Genomic DNA, 18,029 nt, shown 5'->3' with positions numbered 1-18,029 from the left:
GTCAACTCGTTAATAGAGAGCGGGCAGGCACGCCTGCCAGAAGCGAATCAGCCGCTACGTCAGCAATAACCGCCGCGCCGACCCCAATCACAGACCCAGAGCCAATGCGCACGCCTTGCTTGACGCAGGCGCCGGTTCCGATATGAACCTCGTCGCCTACGACAACGCCGCCCGAAAGAACGGCGCCGGGTGCTACATGCACATGAGCGCCCAGAGTCACGTCATGATCGATCGAGGCCATGGTGTTTACAATGCTGTTGCGGCCGATATAGGCGCCGGGTTGAATAACGACTCCCGCCAGAATTTGTGCGCCCTCAGCGATGTCGACTTCGGGGCCTAGTATGGCGCTGGGGTCGATCACGGATAGGAATGAGAAGCCCATGCCTTTGTACTTTTCGAAAACTTCCCGCCGTCTGGCGGGGCGTCCGGTGCTGCCAATGCCATTTACAAGCAACATGCCGCTTTCAAGGATTTCGTCGCCGCCCAGAACGGCAATCCCTAGAATCTTCCGGCCCGAAAGAGATGGGTCGGCGTCGGCGAAGCCATAAACAGGCGTTCCATTGCGAAGCAAGGCGGCGGCTAGAACCTTGCCGTGTCCTCCGGCTCCCAAAATGACGATGCGGGCATCGGCGGTCATTGGATGCGATCCCCAGGGTTCAAATCTGCCGCGGCCGAAGTGCCAAGCATTTCCCAGTATGCCATCGGCGAAATGCCGTCGCCGGGGCGCAGGGCGCCGATATTGTCCTTCGTATAGGCATCGCCTTTCGCAATGGTCTTAATGGCGGCCAGACTTTTTCTGGCGACAAGCCGGTTGCCCTGTTCAGATGCCATGCAGCGCTTGACGCCATCGCCAAGAGCGCCCTCCAACAACCGAACGCCATCGACGAGTGACTTGAAGTCGCCAGGTTCCAGCGAAGCCATGTGATCGGGACCGGGAAGCGTTCGGTCCAGGGTCAAGTGCTTTTCGATGACGGTGGCGCCAAGGGCGACAGCGCCCAGTGAAATGACAATGCCCGGCGTATGATCAGAGAAACCGACCCGCAACTTGAAGCGTTCCGCCATGGCGGGGATCGCTTTCAGATTAGCGTCTTCTGGAATTGCCGGATAATCGGTCGTGCAGTGAAGAAGCGTCACCTTGTTGTACAGCGCCAGCTTTCCTTCCTTTGAGGCGTATGCCGCGCGAAAGGAGGATGCGCCGGGCTGCGCATCGTTAGGCGTTGTCGCTGCAAAGGCCAGCACGCCCAAAGCGTCTTCAATTTCAACCAGCGTGCTCATTCCCGTCGATAGAATGACGTGCCTAGCCTTGCGACCGGCCGCCAGCAGCAAAGGAGCGTTGGTGATTTCGCCAGAGCCCAGCTTAATAACGCCCAAACCCAGATCGTCGGCAAGGAAATCGAGGCTTTGCCGATCAAAGGGTGAGGACAGAAAGCCAATCCCCAACTTCTGGCAATGGGAAAGCAGAACCCGATGATCGTCAGCACTTAGCTCAAGCGCTTTCAGCATGGCATATTGCCCATCATCAACGCCTGTATTGCGAACTTGGTAGGAGGCCTTAGGCGCGTCTTTCGCGACCAGAGATTCTGCCTTGAACGTCTGGAACTTGACGGCATCGGCTCCGGCCTGCGCGGCAACTTCGACTAGTTCCATCGCCTTTTTGATGTCGCCGTTGTGATTGACGCCGGCTTCGGCAATGATGAATACGCTCACAGCCGCCCGATCAGGTCATGGAAGGGTTTGGGTTCCGCCAACTGCTCGGCAGAGAAGGTTTTCAGGACGTCCTTCATCATGCGGGCAGCACCCCCATGTCCATAGGGCAGGGGTTGCCCGGCGATGGAAGCGCGAAAGGACGGATCAAGCGCCTTCTTGATGGCGTTGAAAATGGCGCCTGCGTCTTCCTCGCAATCGATCACCGAATAGCAGCGCAAGCGCCCGCTCTGGCGCGCGCCGATATTGACGGTGGGAATGCCAAGCGCCGGCGCTTCGATGATGCCGCTCGACGAATTGCCGACCACGGCGCCAGCTAGGCGCATGACGCCCAAATATCTGGCCTGCCCTAGAGAGTTGTGCAAGCTGACGCGGTCGGAATGACGGTTGGCGAAGTTCTGCATGCGCTCAGAGACGATGTGGTTGCCCGCATCGGCGTTGACGCCGGTAATGACGATTCTAGCGTCCGACATGCGCTCGAGGGCGGTCAGCAACTCGTCCATCGCCGCCCCTTCGTCGCCGCTGCTGCGTCTGGTGACCGGATGATAGGTGACCAGCAGCAGCGGATTGAACAGGGCCAAGCCCAGCTCCTTGCCCAAACTCTCAGCGTCGGCATAGGAAACGGTGCGCATTTGATCGATGCCGGGCGCTCCCACTTCGAAAACGCGCTCGGCAGGCTCGCCCATTTGAACCACGCGTCTGGCGTAATCATGCGCAGCCACGAAATGCAGGCTGGCCATTTTCGTTATGGCGTGGCGCAGCGCGTCGTCGATGGCGCCCAGGGTCAATTCGCCCCCGTGAATGTGGGCGATGGGAATTCCCAGCAGAAGGGCGGCCGAGGCGGCGGCGAAAATTTCGTAGCGGTCGCCAAGCACCACCACCACTTCGGGCTGAAGCTGGCGAAAGGCGTCGGCCATGCCCGACAGCGCTTGACCTGCGGCGTTGGCCATGGCGAAACGGCTGTCGTCTTCCAGTTCCAGGGGAACTTCGGCATTCACCTTGAATCCCTCGGCCCGCATGACATCCACGGTATGGCCGAATTTTTGCGACAGATGCGAACCCGTCGCCACGACCTGCAGTTCCATGCCTGGATCGGCGGCGATCTCGCGCATCAATCCGGTCAGCAGACCGTAATCGGCCCGCGATCCCGTCACGATGCAAACGCGCTTGCTCATGACAGCGCCTCCTTCAAAACGCCAATCACCTTGGCCTGATCGGATTGGGTCAGATGCGCCGAACAGGGCAAGGTCAGGACGCGCTTCCAAATGTCGTCGGCGACCGGCATGTCGGTGCGTGGCGCGTCTCGATACGGGTCTTGCAGGTGCATGGGCTTCCAGAAAGGCCGCCCTTCGATGCCGGACTCGCGCAGCCGACGGCGCAGTTGGTCGGGTGAGGGGGCGGGCGGGGCTAAGGTGACGCCGGAAAACCAGCAGGCACTTTCCGCCCAAGCCGGAGCGGGGAAAAGGCCGACGCCGGGCAGGGCCGACAATTCGCTGTCGTAAACGACGCGGATGCGCTTCTTGGCGCTGACCAATTGTTCAAAACGCTCCATTTGGGCGCAACCCACGGCGGCCTCGACATTCGTCATCCGGTAATTATAGCCCACGCGGTCATGCGTGTAATCATCGCCGGTGCGCGCCGTCGAGGCCAAATGCTTGACTAGCCCGGTCAGCTCAAGGTTGTCGCCGATGATGGCACCGCCCCCGCCCGAGGTGACGGTCTTGTTGCCGTTGAAGGAAAGCATCGACAGATCGGCTCCCAGCCGCCCGATGGGGCGGCCCATATAGGCGGCGCCGATGGCGGCGGCCGCATCGGCCAACACGGGCAGCCCATATTGACGGGCCAAGGCCGTCAGCGGGTCCATGTCGGCGGGCAGGCCCAGGGCGTAAACCGGCATGATGGCAGCCACGCGACGGCCAGAAGCGCGGTGAATGATGTCCGTTCCCACGCGCTTGGTTTCGCTTTCCAAGCGCTCGGCCAGCAGCTTGGGGTCCAAAGTCCAGCTGTCGGGGGCGATGTCGAACAACCAGGGCGTTGCGCCCGCATGCGAAATCGCATTGGCGCTGGCGATAAAAGTGTAACTGGGCAGAACCACCAGATCGCCCGGCTTGACGCCCAACGCCACCAGGGCGACATGCAGGGCCGAGGTGCCCGACGCGATGGCCACGGCCTGGCGGGAGCCGACAGCCAGGGCGACCATTTCTTCGAAGCGGGGCACAAAGGCGCCTGCGGTCGAGACGAAGCCATCCTCGATGCACTGCTGCAAATAGCGCGCTTCGTTGCCGGACAGATCGGGGATGGATAGGGGGATCACGCGCGTCACATCTTCTGGTCCAGGCTTTTGCCCCGCTCTTCATGAACGAGATCGGGCACGGCTCTTCGAATGGCCTGCGCCAAGTCTTTCTTGCTCCAGCTTGCCCGCTTCTTGATGTCGCCGATTTCTTGGCGAAAGGCGTTCAGCAGGCCAGTGTTCGCCACGGCTTCCTGCACGACGCCCGCTTGGGCGAAACGGGACAGATCGGGCTTGTCGTCCGGGCGCAGGAATTCCTCGGCCAGTTTTTCGCCCGTGGTGTCGGAGCCTGAAAAAACGCAAGGCCAAGCCTTGGCGGGACGATCCTTGAAACGCGCCCTGGCTTCTTCCTCGCTGGCGCAGGCCAGGGCGTCGAAACCGTGGCTGGCCAGAAAGGCCCTGGCGATGGCTTCGAAACTCATCAGATGGTCTTGCGGGTTCAGCTTGGGAAACACCACATCGCGCGTTTGGCAAAGAAAAGCGCCCAGCAAGCATAATTGTCCGGCTTCCGCATGGCTGATGAAGTAGCGCCGGACATCCGAAGGGGCGGCGATCGGCTGGTTCTTTTGCAGCCGGTATTCAAAACCCTCCAGCAGGCTTCCGGCGGAAAAGGCGACATTGGCGAAACGCGCCGAATTGGCCAGCAGCCGATGCGACTGCGCGAACAAGACGCGTTCCATCAGATTCTTGGTGGCTCCCATCAGATTCTCGGGGCGCACCGATTTGTCGGTGGAGACCGAGAAGGCGCGCTTAAGCGTTTGGCTGGCCGGATGATCGAGAAAATCGGCCAGAGCCAGGACATTCACGTCGATCATGCGCATCAGGCTGAAGGGATCTCGCTCGGCCCGCACATGCTTTAGGGCCGAGAAATTCAAGAAGACGTCGAAGGGACCGTTTGCCGCGACCATGGCCGCGAATTCGGGGCCGCAAAAATCAATGCTGAAGGTGGCGAAATCCTTGGGCAAGTCAGCATTGCCGGAGCGCAGGTCGCGCACCAGCTCGACCAACATGTTCTCGTTCAGGTCTGCCAGATGCAGCGCTTTTGGCGCGAAAGCCAGCAACTGCTTGACGAAGGCTTGACCGATCGATCCTGCCGCCCCCACCACCAGGATGCGGCTGGATTTGACGGCGTCCGACAGCTCTGGCGCATTGTTCCTAACGTCGCCGTCGAACAACGATTGGCGGCGCCCCAGAAGGCGGCTTAGCAGAGGATCGTCAAGGTCTCGGGGATACAAGTTCGTCAGGGTCCAGGCAGGCTACCGCACTCCGGGTGAAACAGGTTCACCGGAGTGCTTGCAAGAAAAGCGACGTCAGGCGGCCGAGCCGACTGCGTCTATGGGCAGGCGCACCTTGACCGGGCGGCCCAGCATCTCCAGCAGCACGATGACGCGCTGATCGTCCGAGATGGATTGGAAAATGCCGGTCAATTCCTTCAAGGGACCATCCAGCACTTCAACCTTCTCGCCGGGCTTGAAGGGAAGGGCAAGGCTTAGTTGAACGAGTCCGCCTTCGTCTTGGCGGGCACGGATGGCTTCCACCACGCCTTCGGGAAGAGCGACTGGCGTTTCGCCCTGACAGACCAGATGCACCACGCCGTAGGTCGAGCGGATCGAGCGCCAGCGCGTGGCCTCGGTATCCATGTTGACGAACAGATAGCGCGGGAACAAAGGGGCGGGGACAAAATCGGTCTTGCGGGCGTGACGGCGCTTCTTGCTGTAAAGCGGCAGATAGGCCTCGAACCCCTGGCGCGTCAGATTGTCCTGAGCCAGTCGTTCGCCCTTGGGCTGGGTATGAACGGCGTACCAGCGCATCATGACGCCAACTCCTCGCCGACGATTGGCGGCGGGCGGCGCGACACGTTCATGAAGGCGGGAAACAAAACGCGTTTGGGATCGAAAATGGCCTGCAAGGCGTCGAAGGTGCCCTGGGGGTCCTTCATGTCCGTCAGCAGCAAGGCGTCGAGCGGCTCAAACTCCAAGGGCTGTCTTGCCACTTTCAGATCCAGATAGCTGTCCGCCGCCGCCTTGGCATCGACGAAACCAAGCACGGTGATCGAATGGCCGCCTCGGCTTAGCAGCGCAATTTCGCCAATATCGCCAACGCCCGCCAACGCCACGCGCTGCCAGCCATTTTCGGCGCATAACTGAAACAAATCCTCGTACTGGCGCCTAGCCACGCGGAACAGATTGAAGGATTGCGACAGATATTCCGCCGTCAGGCGGCTTTTCTCGGCGAATCCCTGCGGCGTCAGGTAATAGGCGTAGCGGTTGGGGGGCATCTGGGCGATCTTGATCAGCCCCTTCTTGGCGCAGCGCTTCAGATAGGCGTTGGCCATGCCCAGCGCGATGCCCAGGTCCTTGGAAATCGAACGCTGGGTGTGCTCGCTGTTGTCGTGAACGGCGTTCAACAGACCAAGCGTGATTTCCGCCTCGCTGGAAAGACCCAGCGGCCCTGATTCCTGCTCGTCTAAGGTGGCGATTCCCAGCTTGTTCACGGCGCGAACGATAGCGTGTTCGTTCGATGAACGTCAACCGAAAACAGTGACCGACTCGTTGGAAAGGGCCAGGAATCGATGAACCGGCAAGGCTTTGCTTCCTCGTTGCAGAACAGTCTGTTTTTCCAAGCCATTGGCCAGCAGGGCCACCCTCTTGGCGCGGACAAGTTCAGGCAATACCAGGCTGGCGCGTTCTGTGTAGGGGGCAGGTCCTCTGGCTGTGGTCACCCGCCCGGTTTCGACCTCGAGAGCGCCATCGTTTGGAAACAAGGAGGCCACATGCCCGTCCGTCCCCATGCCCAGAAAGACCATGTCGAGCGGCCAAGGCATTTGACTTAAACGATATTCCAGGCCGGGCAGGGCGCTCTCGGGGCTGCTGGCCTCGCTCCAGAAGCCCACGAAACGGGCGCGTCCGGCTTTGCCTTGCAGCAGCAAACGCCTAGCCAGCCCCTCGTTGCTGCCCTCATGGTCGGGAGGCAACCAGCGCTCGTCGGTCAGCGTGATCCAGACGCGCTCCCAGGCAAGGTCGGCTTGCGCCAAAAGGGGGAAGACCGCTTCGGGCGTGCGCCCGCCCGACACGGCAAGGCTGACGTAGGGGGCATGTTTCAAGCCGTCCAACAGGCCCGCAGCCATGAAACGAGCTAGGTTCTCAGGCGTGTAGCTGGCAGACTTCACAACATCCAGCGCCTAAGGCCCGCAGGCAACTCGCGTTTGCGCCACATGCCCTTGATGTCGGCCACCAGGGCGTCCTCTTCCAACAGGCGAAGGAAACTGTCGGGGCCGAAATTGGCGTAGGCGTCATGGGCGACGGCGCCGATCAGCGCGTGGTAGCCCGAAGCCCCCTCCAGGCTGGGCATCAAGGCGATGCCATATTCGTGCTGCGCTTCTTCGGGGTCGGCCAGCGGGTCGTGCACATCGACCGCATGGCCAAGCTCCCGCAGGCCCGCGATGACGTCGATCACCTTCGAATTGCGCAGGTCGGGCACGTCTTCCTTGAAGGTCAGGCCCAGAACCAGCACCTTCGAGCCGGGGCGCAATTGCGCATTGATTTGCTCGGCGACGAACCTGCCCATCGAATCGTTGATCTTGCGACCGGCCAGAATGACATCCGGATGGTGACCGTTGTCGATGGCGCATTGAGCCAGATAGAAGGGATCGACGCCGATGCAGTGGCCGCCCACCAAGCCCGGCTGAAATTTCAAGAAGTTCCATTTGGTGGCCGATGCTTCCAACACGTCGTGGATCGAAAGCCCCAGTTTCGAGAAGATCATCGTCACTTCATTAATGAAGGCGATGTTGATGTCGCGCTGGGCGTTCTCGATCACCTTCGACGCTTCAGCCGCCTTGATGCTGGCCGCCATGAAGGTGCCGCCGGTGGTGATGGCGCCGTAGATGTCGCAAAGCTGGCGCGCCACCTCGGGGGTCTGCCCGGCCACCACTTTGGTGATGCGGTCCACCGTATGCTCGCGGTCGCCTGGATTGATGCGCTCGGGACTGTAGCCCAGGAAGAAATCGCGCCCGCAGACCAAGCCCGACGCACGCTCCAATTCAGGTCCGCAAATGTCTTCGGTGACGCCCGGATAGACCGTGCTTTCGAAGACCACGATCGATCCCCTGCCCATCACCTTGCCCACACTGCGGCAAGCCGAGAGTACGGCCCCCAAGTCGGGCTTGTTGTCGGGGGTGACGGGGGTGGGGACGGTGACGATGAAGACCTTGGCCGGGGACATGTCTTCGGGCTTGGCTGTCAGGTGCGCCGTGGTTGAACGCATGGGGGCCTGTTCGACCTCGCCTGTGCGGTCATGTCCTTGTTTAAGTTCGGCTATTCGTCGCTGGTCGATATCGAAGCCGATCACTTCAAATTTGCGGGCCAAAGCCACGGCCAAGGGCAGGCCAACGTAACCCAGCCCCACGACGGCAATTTTCAGCGAAGTCATTCGATACCCCTTATCCTTGCGGAACGGCGAGATTTAAGTGGGCTGGCTGGGCTTGTCAACGCTTGCCCAAAGAATCAAAGGCCCATTTGACCAAGGCCCCCCCCTCTCCGGTTTGACCTTTCAGCACGATCTGCTGGCTGCGCTTGGGCGGATCGTCGCCCGATTTGAAGGCGCTGGATTCCATCTCGATCAAGGCCCCCTTGGCTCTGAACCGCCACCCGGCGCCATCCGCTAGCTTCAACAAAACGGCTTTGGCGTCGCCCGAAAGCGCTGCCTGTACCGATGGATCGAGATGAAACCGCAAGGCCACGTCAACGCCCGCCTTGCCTTCCAAACTGTCCTCGCCCCGTAAAACCGTTCCCTGACCGTCCAGATGCAAGCGGCGCTTGTGCGTGAGGCCGTGTGAAAGCAGATAGCCGTCATGACTGGCGTTGACCCATACCGCCCCTTGGTCTTCCTGGCGCTCGGCGCTCACCGTTAGGGGCTGGGAATCGGCGTTTCCCGCCGTTACCGTGGAATGGGCGGCGGTGTGCTTAAGGGCTTGGCGCCATTCCTGCTGGCGAAAAGGCGCCATGCCCATATTGCCGACGACTCTTTGCTTTCCCACGCATAATTCGAAAGACAAGGTCCCGGCATGGGCGTGGATGTCACTGGCCGGTTTCCCTGTATCCATGATGGCCAGGGTTCTTCCGGCGCTTAAGCGTTCGAATCCCGAATGGGGCGCGCTGGGCATCGGCTTGCCCCGGCTGCCGCACAAGGCCAGGGCCAGGGAAAGTTGGGCGGCCGGGACATGGCCGGTATCGTTGAAATGGGCCAGCGTGCCATCGCCCATGCGCCAGAAGCGCGCCATGGGTCCCATGCGGTCGAGCGCTCCTTGCAATCCTTCGGGCAATTCCCGATTGGCGGCGTTCAGCCAGATCTTCAAGTCGATCAGGTCTTTGAGCACGTCCAGATGAACCGCCGGGCTGCGGCTGATGTGGCCTCCGTCAGGCTGTATCTGTTGGGCCAGCTCAACGGACAAGGCATTTGCCGCCAAGGCCAGAAGGTCTTCGTTTGACTCGGCCAAGGCCCAAAGAAGAAGCCCCTTGGCCGATGCCAGCCGGGGGCGCCCCTCGGGCGGCCAGTTCAGGGTGCGGGCCAAGTGGCGGGCTTGCAGCGAGGCCGCCGTCCTCAGGTCCTGGGCGAGGCCGGGTTCGCCGTCGTCAAGCAGCCAGGGCGCATGTTTCAGCCAGTTGGACAGCCGAAGGCCGATGGTTTCAGGTGTCCAGGCCGCCTCGCTCCAGCGGGCGTTGCGATCCAGCCAGGCGCGCAGCTTTTGTTTGGCCCAGGCGTTGGCCAGCCGGTCGCCCATCGCCCGGATATCGGGCAGTTCGCCAAAATCGTGGGGGTTGTCCAACTCCAACGCGCCCGAGATCAATCCTTCCGCCCTAGCGGCGTCGCCCGGCCAAGGGTCGGCGGGTCCCAGGGCCAGGGTGTCCAAAGGCGGCGCCTTCAGGGTCAGGCCATAGACGGGCAGGGCGAAGATCAGATGAGCATAGGGGCGCAGGATCGGAGGCCAGGTCATGCAGACCTCCTAGGACAGATCAATCCAGTTCGAACTTGTCCTTGTAGTCCAGCTTCAGGGCCGGGTCCTGTTCTTCCTTCAGCATCAAACAGTTGCCGACGGCCAAGGCCTCGATCTCGGTGCCCATGAAACAGCGGAAAGCATCCTCGGGCGACCCCACGATAGGCTCGCCTCGGACATTGAAGCTGGTGTTCACGACCACCGGGCACCCGGTCAGCTCCTTGAACCTGGAAATCAAGGCATGATAGCGCGGGTTGGTGCCTGCATGCACGGTCTGGATGCGGGCCGAGTAATCGACATGGGTGACGGCGGGGATGCTGGAGCGGGGCACGTTCAGCTTTTCGATGCCGAACAGGGCCTGTTCCTGGTCCGTCATGGCGCGTCGATGCGCTTCCTTGACCGGAGCGACCAGCAGCATATAGGGACTGTCGCCATCCAGTTCGAACCAGTCGGCCACGTCTTCGCGCAGTACGCTGGGCGCGAAGGGGCGGAAGGATTCGCGGTATTTAACCTTCAAATTCAGGGTCTTTTGCATGGAGGGCGAACGGGGGTCGCCCAAAATCGAACGTCCACCCAAGGCCCGGGGGCCGAATTCCATGCGTCCCTGGAACCAGCCCAGCGCCTTGCCGTCGGCCAGGGACTGGGCGCAGGCCCCGATCATTTCAGCCTCGCTTAACACCTGGAAGCGAGCACCCGCCTGGGTCAGGCGTTTTTCGATCTCGGCTTGGGAAAAGGCGGGACCCAGATACGAGCCTTGCATGGCGTCCTGGCCATCTTGGCGGGCGCGAGGCTGGGCCAATTGCATATGGCTGGCGGCAAGTGCTGCCCCCAAAGCGCCACCCGCATCGCCGGCGGCGGGCTGAATCCAGACATTCTTGAACGCGCCGTCGCGCGCCACATGGCCGTTGGCGACGCAATTGAGCGCCACGCCGCCCGCCAAGCACAAATTCGGAATGCCGGTTTCCTTGGCCAGCGAACGGGTAAGGCGCAGCACCACTTCTTCCGTCACCGCCTGGACCGAAGCGGCCAGATCCATGTGGCGCTGGTCGAGCTTTTCCTCGGACTTGCGGGGCGGGCCGCCAAACAAGGCGTCGAATTTCGCATTGGTCATGCGAAGGCCCGTGCAGTAATCGAAATAGCTTTGATCCAGATGGAAGGACCCGTCGGGCTTGACGTCCAGGATATGGTCGAAAATCAGCTTGGCGTATTTGGGTTCGCCGTAAGGGGCCAGACCCATCACCTTGTATTCGCCGGAATTGACCTTGAAGCCGGTGTAATAGGTGAAAGCCGAGTAAAGAAGGCCCAGCGAATGCGGAAAGTGGATTTCCTTGATGACCTTTAGGTCAGACCCCTTGCCGATGGCCGCCGAGGTGGTGGCCCATTCGCCCACGCCATCCATGGTCAGGACCACGGCCTCATCGAAGGGCGAGGGGAAAAAGGCGGAGGCGGCATGGCTGACATGATGTTCGGCGAACAACAGGCGCTCGGTCCAGTTGACGCTTTTGTCCCAATTTTTCAATTCCTTGGCCAGCAGATCCTTCTGGAACAGCTTTTCCTTCAGCCAGACCGGCATGGCGGTTTTGAAACTTGTGAACCCCTTGGGCGCCATGGCGACATAGGTTTCAAGCAGGCGCTCGAACTTCAAGAACGGCTTGTCGTAGAAGGCGACATGGTCGATCTGGCTGGCCGAAACGCCCGCCTCGGCCAGGCAATAGGCGATGGCGTTTTTGGGAAAACCGGCATCATGCTTCTTGCGCGAGAAGCGTTCCTCCTGCGCTGCCGCCACGATGCGTCCGTCCTTGACCAGGGCGGCCGCCGAATCGTGATAGAAGGCCGAGATGCCGAGGACGATCATCTGGTTTAGAACAGCGTGTAGATGAAGGGGGCGACGGCCGAGCCTTGGCTCAGCACGATCAGTCCGCCGAAGACCACCATCATGATCAGAATGGGCAGCAGCCAGAACTTCTTGCGCACCTTCAGAAACATCCACAATTCGGCCAGGAACGACATCTGCTTTTGCTCTCTTCGCTTAGAATTGACGGGTCATGCCGCCCGCATCGGGGCCGGGCGGGTCGCGCATAATCCAGTAGCTTGCCGCGTTCGGGTCGCGCTTCAAGCGCAAAGGGTCCTTGCCAAGCGCCCGCATGATGATGCCCGTCGGGGTCACGGTTACAAAGAACAGCAGGCCCATGATCAAGGGGCTGACGATCTTGTGCAGCAGCAGGCCGAACAGGAACCAGACCCGGTTCAAGGGCTTCAAAAGCGATGGGCGAATGAGGGAAACGGCCAGGAACAAGGCGGCCAAGCCCAAGGCCCACAGGCGGGGCTGGGCAGCGCCGATCAGCGGCCAAAGGCCAACAATTGCAAAAAAGACGGTGAAAACAAGGCCAAAGCCCCTGTCCGAGCCTTGCTTTACATCTGTTTTCTCGCGGAAATCCTCGTGCGTCGACATGTCGGCTAGTTACCACTGTCACCCTTGATCTGTAAAGCGATCCATTGCGCTGCCGCCAAAAGATCATCAGCAACGTGGTCTGGCCTGCATTTCGCTTCATGCTGGCGGCCATAGCCGGTGCGGACCAGGATGCTGGTGGCCCCCACAGCCTTGCCCAGATCGACATCGGCGGCCTTGTCGCCAATGACGAAGGCCCGCTCCAAGTTGAAGTTCAGCTCTTTTGCCGCCTGAAGGGCCATGCCGGGCAGGGGCTTGCGGCATTGGCACTCCTCGTTGGGGCCGTGGGGGCACACATATAGGCCATCCAGATTGACGCCCTCGCCAGCCAGCATGGCTTTCAGGCGCTGGTGGATGGCGTCCAGGGTATCTTGAGAGAAATAGCCCCTGGCGATGCCCGACTGATTGGTGACAATGGCTAGGCCCAGGCCCAGCCCCTGCAACTCCCGCAGACCTTGGGCGGCCCCCGGAATCAACGCCAACTCATTGGGATTGGACAAATAATCGCGCTCGACATTGATGGTGCCGTCGCGGTCGATCAGGGCAAAACGTCGCTGGTTCATGGCTGGGAACCTTCGGGGTTAGGCTGGCTTCTGTCAAGGTTGCGGTACCGAGGCTGGCGGATTAGAGTACGCCCCTCTTTTGACCATTTGGAACCGGGTAAATGAGTGCGAGTCTGACCATCAAGCTGTATATGGACGGCGCCGAGATCGATACCATGAAACGTCTGCACGCCGAGGGCAGCGTTCAGGGTTTTACAACCAATCCCACCTTGATGCGCAAGGCGGGCGTTTCGGATTACGAAAAGTTCGCGCGCGAGGCGATCGCCGCCATCCCGGACCTGCCTTTGTCGTTCGAGGTTTTTTCCGACGACATTCCCGACATGGAGCGAGAGGCGCGCAAGATCGCCAGCTGGGGTGGCAATACTTTCATCAAGGTGCCGATCACGAACACCAGGCGCGAAAGCACCGTGCCGATGATCAAGAAGCTGGCCCAGGAAGGTTTCCGGCTCAATGTCACGGCGATTCTCACCCTGGATCAGGTCCGCGCCGTCGCTGGCGCCTTGCATGCCGATACGCCCGCCATCGTCTCGGTCTTCGCGGGCCGCATTGCCGACACCGGGCGCGACCCAATGCCCATCATGCGCGAATCGGCGGCCCTCTTGAAGGGATTGCCCAAGGCCGAACTGCTCTGGGCAAGCACGCGGGAGTTTTTGAATCTTTACCAAGCCCAGGACGCTGGCTGCCACATCATCACCGTGCCGCCGGACATCTTGTCGAAACGCAAGCTGGCCGGGTCCGACCTTGACGATTTCTCGTTGGACACGGTCAAGATGTTCTTCAAGGACGCCACCCAAGCCGGATTCAGGATTCTCTAGTCGATATGACAAAGCCCGCACCTCTGATCTCGGTCATCGTGCCCGTCTACAAAGAAGAGGCCAATATCGGCCCCTTTCTGTCGCGCACTGTTCCCGTGCTGGAGGCCATCGGACCCTACGAGCTGATTTTCGTCCTCGACCCCAGCCCCGACCGTACGGAAGAGGTGATCGAACAGGCCATCCAAGCCAATCCCAATATCGGTCTGATCGTCATGAGCCGACGTTTCGGTCAGCCATCGGCCACCATGGCGGGCATTCTGGAATGTTCTGGCCAGACCTGCGTGGTCATCGACGTCGATCTGCAAGATCCGCCGGAATTGATCGCCGATCTCTATAAGAAGCATCTGGACGGGTTTGACGTGGTCTATGCCACGCGCCGTTCCCGCAAGGGCGAAACCTGGGTCAAGCTGCTGGTCTCCGTTTTCGGCTATTGGGTGATCAACAGGCTGTCGGATATACGAATCCCGCGAAACACCGGCGATTTCCGGCTGATGACGCGGCGCGTGATCGAAGAATTGCGCCAGCTTCCCGAGCGCCATGGTTTTCTGCGCGGCCTAGTGGCTTTCGTCGGATTCAAGCAGGCCGCGGTCGAGTACGACCGCGAGGAGCGCGCCTTCGGGCAGGGCAATTACAACCGGCTTTTGGGGTCGATGCGGATCGGTTTGAATGGTTTGATCGGATTTTCCACAGCCCCCTTGTCGCTTCTGATGTGGACGGGCGCCGCCATTGCGACACTTAGCATCGTCGGCATTCTTTTCATCTTCATTACATTCCTGGCGGGCACGCACTACCCGCTTGGCGTTCCGACCTTGATCGTATTGACCTTGTTTCTGGGCGGCGTACAGCTGACCGGCATTGGTTTGCTGGGCGAATATATCGGGCGCATCTATGAAGAAGTGCGCCACCGTCCTCGCTACATCATGGAAAAGAGAATCAACCTGCCAAAACCCTAATTGCTTTTTGGATAGGGAATGTCCTGCTTTAGCAGTTCGGGCAGGGTTTGACAGTCTTCCGGTCCCAGATTGACCTTGAGCAGTCGAGACAGGAAGCCGTCTAAGCCTTTGTTGTCAAATAGGTGGTATCCCAAATAGGACATGCCCAGATGCTTGGCGTCAGGCGTGGGAAGGGTTGGAAGCACCGTGGCGTTGCGGAGGCAGCCATTGCTTTCGAAGTCACGAAGCAAGTGCTTGTCCTTAATCTTGAAGAAAGCGTTTCCGTCATAGACAAGCGAGTCCGGCCCGCGTTCCAGCAGATCAATACCGCCCCAGAACTCTCCACCCCAGGCTTTATTGAAGAACCAAGCCAGTTCAAACGGTCGGTAGGATTCGTTGCCGATTCGCCAGTCGTCTTGCCATAGCAAGATCGTTCCGTGCTGCGGCGGGGGGTGCTGAGCCAATGCGGCAATGGCAGCTCTGTCCTTGGCCCAGCGGCCTAGCCACATCAGGTCGTCCGATATGCCGCGCAAGGCCAATCCCGCCAGAAGAAAGGCGCCAAACAATGTGCGCCAGCGCTTGGCGAGCGGAAGTGAACGCCAGACGGCGAGCAGGATAAGGCCGCCGCCCAAGCCGGACAGAATGCCGTATCTGGCGCCGAAACTTTGCAGCGGCGCGGCTTTGGCTACGGCAGCATAGGGCAAAATCGCCAGCACAGCGAACATAACGCCCAAGGCGGCGATCCAGAAAGTTGACAGCGCCTGACCATTTTTGCGCCATCTAAGCGCAAGCCAGCCGCCTAGGATTGCCAGTACGAGACCTAGAAGCCATTCCTGACCCAGAAAGGCCGAGGACAGATTCATCGATACATGGTGATGGAAGCCGCCCAGAAAGGCGCGGACATTGCGCGCCGGATCGAAAACTAGGTTGTTATGCGTGCCAAAGGGGCTGTCGGCGGGAAAGGACAAGGCGCGCAGGGCAAAGAACAGAAAAGGAAGCGCTGCCACCAGCGCGTTCTTGCGCAAGAAGGACAGAAGAAAACGAATGACGCCCCCCGCACTTTCAAAGGGCGCCGACCTATGTGCGATTGATAGCGCGAGCAACAGGACAGTGAAGCCAACATGAAAGCTGAGCAGCGAGTTGTGAAAAAAAGCCAACAGCCAGATTGGCACAGGAAGCAGGCGCAGCCAGAGGCATTCCTTTGCCGATAGCGCAGCGTCGAAATAGATCGCCCAACCGACATAAAACAAAGCCGTTGGGAAGATATAGATGACGGTGCTGGACATCATGGCCGCGCTGTAAGAAGGAAAAAGCGCGACGGCCAGGGCAAGAAACATACTCTCGGCGACATCAAGGCGGGCGTGCTTTGCGGCTATGCGCTGAACGGCCATGGCGATGATGGCTATGCAGGCCCATTCCACAATCCTGAATGCCAACCCCGGATTGTCCGTACCCATAAACGGCCACATGAGCCATGCCCAAGGATGCATGAGGACGCCATACATGTTCCAAGTCAGGACGCCCCAATTGTCCTGCTCGATGAAATACTCAAAATAGGTGCCATCCAGAAAACGGGCGTCGGACAGGATCCAGCACGAATGCGCGGCCAGAACGATCAGGCCGACCACAATGGCCGGAACAAAAAACCGATGACCTTGTCTTTCGGATGCCACCCAAGAACCCCTTGATATTAAATGGTAATATCTGCCGCCGAAGCATACCCTTCCCCCCACCTCAAGTCAATCGGTCTGGGTATGCAAAAGCGCATCGATCGGCTATGTTGCGCGCATGCGCATCCTTCTGATTTTCAAAGATTCCATTGCGGTTGAAAGGCTGGCCATCAGCCAACTAAGCGCCGTGCTTAAGTCTGCGGGGCATGAGGTGCGCCTCGCCATCCTCGGGCCGACGCCTGCAAAGGACTTTGCCCAGATAATCTCGAGCTTTGCTCCCCAAGTCATCGGCTATAGCGCCATGACCGGCGAACATGTGGCCCTCGCTGAATTAAATCGCGATCTAAAGCGCCAATTCTCCTTTATTTCCGTCTTTGGCGGGCCGCACTCAATTTTTCGCCACGACTTTCTTGAAGACGAGAATATCGATGCGCTGTGCATTGGCGAAGGAGATACGACTTTCGTTGAGCTCTGCCGTCGTCTAGAGGCAGGAGAACCCTGGTGGGAAACCCCAACTTTTCATGTAAGGCACAGGGGGGTGATCTACCGCAACGCCCTGGCTCCGCTGGTCGACCCGGCCGAGCTTCCCTTTCCTGACCGCCGGATCATCTACGACGCCGATCCGAACTTGGCGCGTTCCGGGATTAAATATTTTATGGCGGGGCGGGGCTGCCCCTATCATTGCGCCTACTGTTTCAATGCCCGGTTCAACGAGGACCACAAGGGTCTAGGCAAGGTTTTGCGCGCCCGCACGGCCAAGCAGGTCGTCGATGAGATCGCTTGGGTGAAAGAACATTATCGTCTGGAGACTGTCGCCTTCGTTGATGATGTTTTCAATCAGAAGCCTTTGGGCTGGATTGACGAATTCCGGGATCTTTACAAGCAAAAAATTGGCTTGCCCTTCTTTGCCGCAATGCGCGCCAACGCCATCCGCGAGGTGGATATTGCCGCTTTGGCTGATGCCGGGCTAACGCTCGTTTGGATGGGTATTGAAAGCGGTAACGAAAAAGCGGCCAACGAAATCTTGCAGCGCAATCTGTCCAACGAACAAGTCATGAAGGCTGCGCGCATTTTAAAGTTGCATGGCGTCAAGCTGACAACTCAGAATCTGATTGGCCTGCCGGTCAGCAACCCGTTTGAAATTGATCTGGAAACGTTGGATCTCAATATCGCCATCCGACCGACTTACGGCTGGTCTTCGATCCTTTATCCCTATCCCGGCACCCCGATCGAGGCATATGCGAGAAACAACGGCTACCTTTCCGGGGAACTTGAGTACACGGAAACCAACAAACGATCATCGATGCTTGATTTTAAGGATGCCGGGGAAAAGCGCCGGGTCGAGAATCTGCACAAGCTGTTCGGCTTGATCGTTGAGTTTCCCTTTCTTCGGCCCTTCACCCGCTTCCTGTGCGATCTTCCCTTGACTGGGTTCTATCGGGCCTTGTTCTGGGGCTGGTACGGATTCAGCGTTAAATTCAGGCTGACGAAATCTCGAGCCATCTGGCGAGAACTTCCATATCTGCTGAATGTCTTTTGGCGCATGGTGGCCAAAGGATAGCGTGTTCTGCTAGATTGAACGAACAGGGCGCCAAGCCCAGAATCACGCAT

At 59.7% G+C, this 18,029-nt stretch carries 18 protein-coding genes; 3 read left to right on the top strand and 15 right to left on the bottom strand.

Annotated features, from left to right (window positions below; genetic code table 11):
* Position 1: 1 nt before the first annotated feature.
* From HQL44_04845 to gmhB, 14 genes are all read right to left on the bottom strand, one after another.
* A complete protein-coding gene (locus tag HQL44_04845) occupies positions 2 to 637 on the bottom strand; it encodes an acetyltransferase (protein ID MBF0267896.1) in 636 nt (211 codons plus the stop codon).
* Positions 634 to 1,707 (bottom strand): N-acetylneuraminate synthase, encoded by a 1,074-nt coding sequence (gene neuB, locus HQL44_04840; GenBank protein MBF0267895.1) that lies wholly within the window; start codon positions 1,705 to 1,707, stop codon positions 634 to 636. Before neuB ends, HQL44_04845 begins: the two co-directional genes overlap by 4 nt.
* Positions 1,704 to 2,879, bottom strand: a complete 1,176-nt coding sequence (gene neuC / locus HQL44_04835) for a UDP-N-acetylglucosamine 2-epimerase (hydrolyzing) (GenBank protein MBF0267894.1) — start codon at positions 2,877 to 2,879, stop codon at positions 1,704 to 1,706. Before neuC ends, neuB begins: the two co-directional genes overlap by 4 nt.
* Positions 2,876 to 4,018 (bottom strand): aminotransferase class I/II-fold pyridoxal phosphate-dependent enzyme, encoded by a 1,143-nt coding sequence (locus HQL44_04830; protein MBF0267893.1) that lies wholly within the window; start codon positions 4,016 to 4,018, stop codon positions 2,876 to 2,878. The genes neuC and HQL44_04830 overlap by 4 nt, the downstream gene beginning before the upstream one ends.
* A gap of 5 nt (positions 4,019 to 4,023) precedes the next feature.
* Positions 4,024 to 5,229 (bottom strand): polysaccharide biosynthesis protein, encoded by a 1,206-nt coding sequence (locus tag HQL44_04825; protein MBF0267892.1) that lies wholly within the window; start codon positions 5,227 to 5,229, stop codon positions 4,024 to 4,026.
* A 75-nt stretch (positions 5,230 to 5,304) separates the two neighbouring features.
* Positions 5,305 to 5,808: a transcriptional activator RfaH gene (locus tag HQL44_04820; GenBank protein MBF0267891.1), complete on the bottom strand. Its 504-nt coding sequence runs from the start codon at positions 5,806 to 5,808 to the stop codon at positions 5,305 to 5,307.
* Complete coding sequence (locus HQL44_04815) at positions 5,805 to 6,488, bottom strand: winged helix-turn-helix transcriptional regulator (protein MBF0267890.1); 684 nt, start codon at positions 6,486 to 6,488, stop codon at positions 5,805 to 5,807. Before HQL44_04815 ends, HQL44_04820 begins: the two co-directional genes overlap by 4 nt.
* A gap of 33 nt (positions 6,489 to 6,521) precedes the next feature.
* Positions 6,522 to 7,163 (bottom strand): 6-phosphogluconolactonase, encoded by a 642-nt coding sequence (gene pgl / locus HQL44_04810; protein ID MBF0267889.1) that lies wholly within the window; start codon positions 7,161 to 7,163, stop codon positions 6,522 to 6,524.
* Positions 7,160 to 8,425 (bottom strand): nucleotide sugar dehydrogenase, encoded by a 1,266-nt coding sequence (locus tag HQL44_04805; GenBank protein ID MBF0267888.1) that lies wholly within the window; start codon positions 8,423 to 8,425, stop codon positions 7,160 to 7,162. The genes pgl and HQL44_04805 overlap by 4 nt, the downstream gene beginning before the upstream one ends.
* Positions 8,426 to 8,480: 55 nt before the next feature.
* Positions 8,481 to 9,989 carry a heparinase II/III family protein gene (locus tag HQL44_04800; GenBank protein MBF0267887.1) on the bottom strand — a complete coding sequence of 503 codons (1,509 nt, stop codon included), beginning with the start codon at positions 9,987 to 9,989 and terminating at the stop codon, positions 8,481 to 8,483.
* 19 nt (positions 9,990 to 10,008) lie between these two features.
* A complete protein-coding gene (locus HQL44_04795; protein ID MBF0267886.1) occupies positions 10,009 to 11,844 on the bottom strand; it encodes a carbamoyltransferase in 1,836 nt (611 codons plus the stop codon).
* A gap of 5 nt (positions 11,845 to 11,849) precedes the next feature.
* Positions 11,850 to 11,999, bottom strand: coding sequence for a hypothetical protein (locus HQL44_04790; protein MBF0267885.1), 150 nt, complete (start codon positions 11,997 to 11,999; stop codon positions 11,850 to 11,852).
* Between the two features lie 19 nt (positions 12,000 to 12,018).
* On the bottom strand, positions 12,019 to 12,441 hold the full coding sequence (locus HQL44_04785) for a hypothetical protein (protein MBF0267884.1): 423 nt from the start codon (positions 12,439 to 12,441) through the stop codon (positions 12,019 to 12,021).
* 5 nt (positions 12,442 to 12,446) lie between these two features.
* The gene (gmhB, locus tag HQL44_04780; GenBank protein MBF0267883.1) at positions 12,447 to 13,001 is read right to left on the bottom strand and encodes a D-glycero-beta-D-manno-heptose 1,7-bisphosphate 7-phosphatase; all 555 of its coding nucleotides are present in this window, start codon (positions 12,999 to 13,001) and stop codon (positions 12,447 to 12,449) included.
* Positions 13,002 to 13,102: 101 nt separating this feature from the next.
* On the opposite strand from gmhB, the gene HQL44_04775 reads away from it, so the two are divergent.
* Positions 13,103 to 13,816: a transaldolase gene (locus HQL44_04775; protein MBF0267882.1), complete on the top strand. Its 714-nt coding sequence runs from the start codon at positions 13,103 to 13,105 to the stop codon at positions 13,814 to 13,816.
* A 5-nt stretch (positions 13,817 to 13,821) separates the two neighbouring features.
* Positions 13,822 to 14,769 (top strand): glycosyltransferase family 2 protein, encoded by a 948-nt coding sequence (locus HQL44_04770; protein MBF0267881.1) that lies wholly within the window; start codon positions 13,822 to 13,824, stop codon positions 14,767 to 14,769.
* Here HQL44_04770 and HQL44_04765 read toward each other — a convergent pair.
* Positions 14,766 to 16,421 (bottom strand): hypothetical protein, encoded by a 1,656-nt coding sequence (locus tag HQL44_04765; GenBank protein MBF0267880.1) that lies wholly within the window; start codon positions 16,419 to 16,421, stop codon positions 14,766 to 14,768. The genes HQL44_04770 and HQL44_04765 overlap by 4 nt on opposite strands.
* A gap of 115 nt (positions 16,422 to 16,536) precedes the next feature.
* Between HQL44_04765 and HQL44_04760 the strand changes: the two genes are divergently transcribed.
* A complete protein-coding gene (locus tag HQL44_04760; GenBank protein ID MBF0267879.1) occupies positions 16,537 to 17,979 on the top strand; it encodes a B12-binding domain-containing radical SAM protein in 1,443 nt (480 codons plus the stop codon).
* The last annotated feature ends 50 nt before the right edge of the window (positions 17,980 to 18,029 follow it).

It is taken from the genome of Alphaproteobacteria bacterium (assembly GCA_015231795.1).
GTDB lineage: Bacteria > Pseudomonadota > Alphaproteobacteria > Rhodospirillales > WMHbin7 > WMHbin7.
The sequence above is the reverse complement of the archived record's forward strand: the minus strand, read 5'-3'. Positions and strand labels throughout refer to the sequence as shown.

Bases quoted from the DNA above. Each gene is read 5' to 3' on its own strand.
- HQL44_04845 (MBF0267896.1), bottom strand. From the start codon at position 637: ATGACCGCCGATGCCCGCATCGTCATTTTGGGAGCCGGAGGACACGGC.
- neuC (MBF0267894.1), bottom strand. From the start codon at position 2,879: ATGAGCAAGCGCGTTTGCATCGTGACGGGATCGCGGGCCGATTACGGT.
- HQL44_04820 (MBF0267891.1), bottom strand. From the start codon at position 5,808: ATGATGCGCTGGTACGCCGTTCATACCCAGCCCAAGGGCGAACGACTG.
- HQL44_04805 (MBF0267888.1), bottom strand. From the start codon at position 8,425: ATGACTTCGCTGAAAATTGCCGTCGTGGGGCTGGGTTACGTTGGCCTG.
- HQL44_04800 (MBF0267887.1), bottom strand. From the start codon at position 9,989: ATGACCTGGCCTCCGATCCTGCGCCCCTATGCTCATCTGATCTTCGCC.
- HQL44_04795 (MBF0267886.1), bottom strand. From the start codon at position 11,844: ATGATCGTCCTCGGCATCTCGGCCTTCTATCACGATTCGGCGGCCGCC.
- HQL44_04790 (MBF0267885.1), bottom strand. From the start codon at position 11,999: ATGTCGTTCCTGGCCGAATTGTGGATGTTTCTGAAGGTGCGCAAGAAG.
- HQL44_04785 (MBF0267884.1), bottom strand. From the start codon at position 12,441: ATGTCGACGCACGAGGATTTCCGCGAGAAAACAGATGTAAAGCAAGGC.
- gmhB (MBF0267883.1), bottom strand. From the start codon at position 13,001: ATGAACCAGCGACGTTTTGCCCTGATCGACCGCGACGGCACCATCAAT.
- HQL44_04775 (MBF0267882.1), top strand. From the start codon at position 13,103: ATGAGTGCGAGTCTGACCATCAAGCTGTATATGGACGGCGCCGAGATC.
- HQL44_04770 (MBF0267881.1), top strand. From the start codon at position 13,822: ATGACAAAGCCCGCACCTCTGATCTCGGTCATCGTGCCCGTCTACAAA.
- HQL44_04760 (MBF0267879.1), top strand. From the start codon at position 16,537: ATGCGCATCCTTCTGATTTTCAAAGATTCCATTGCGGTTGAAAGGCTG.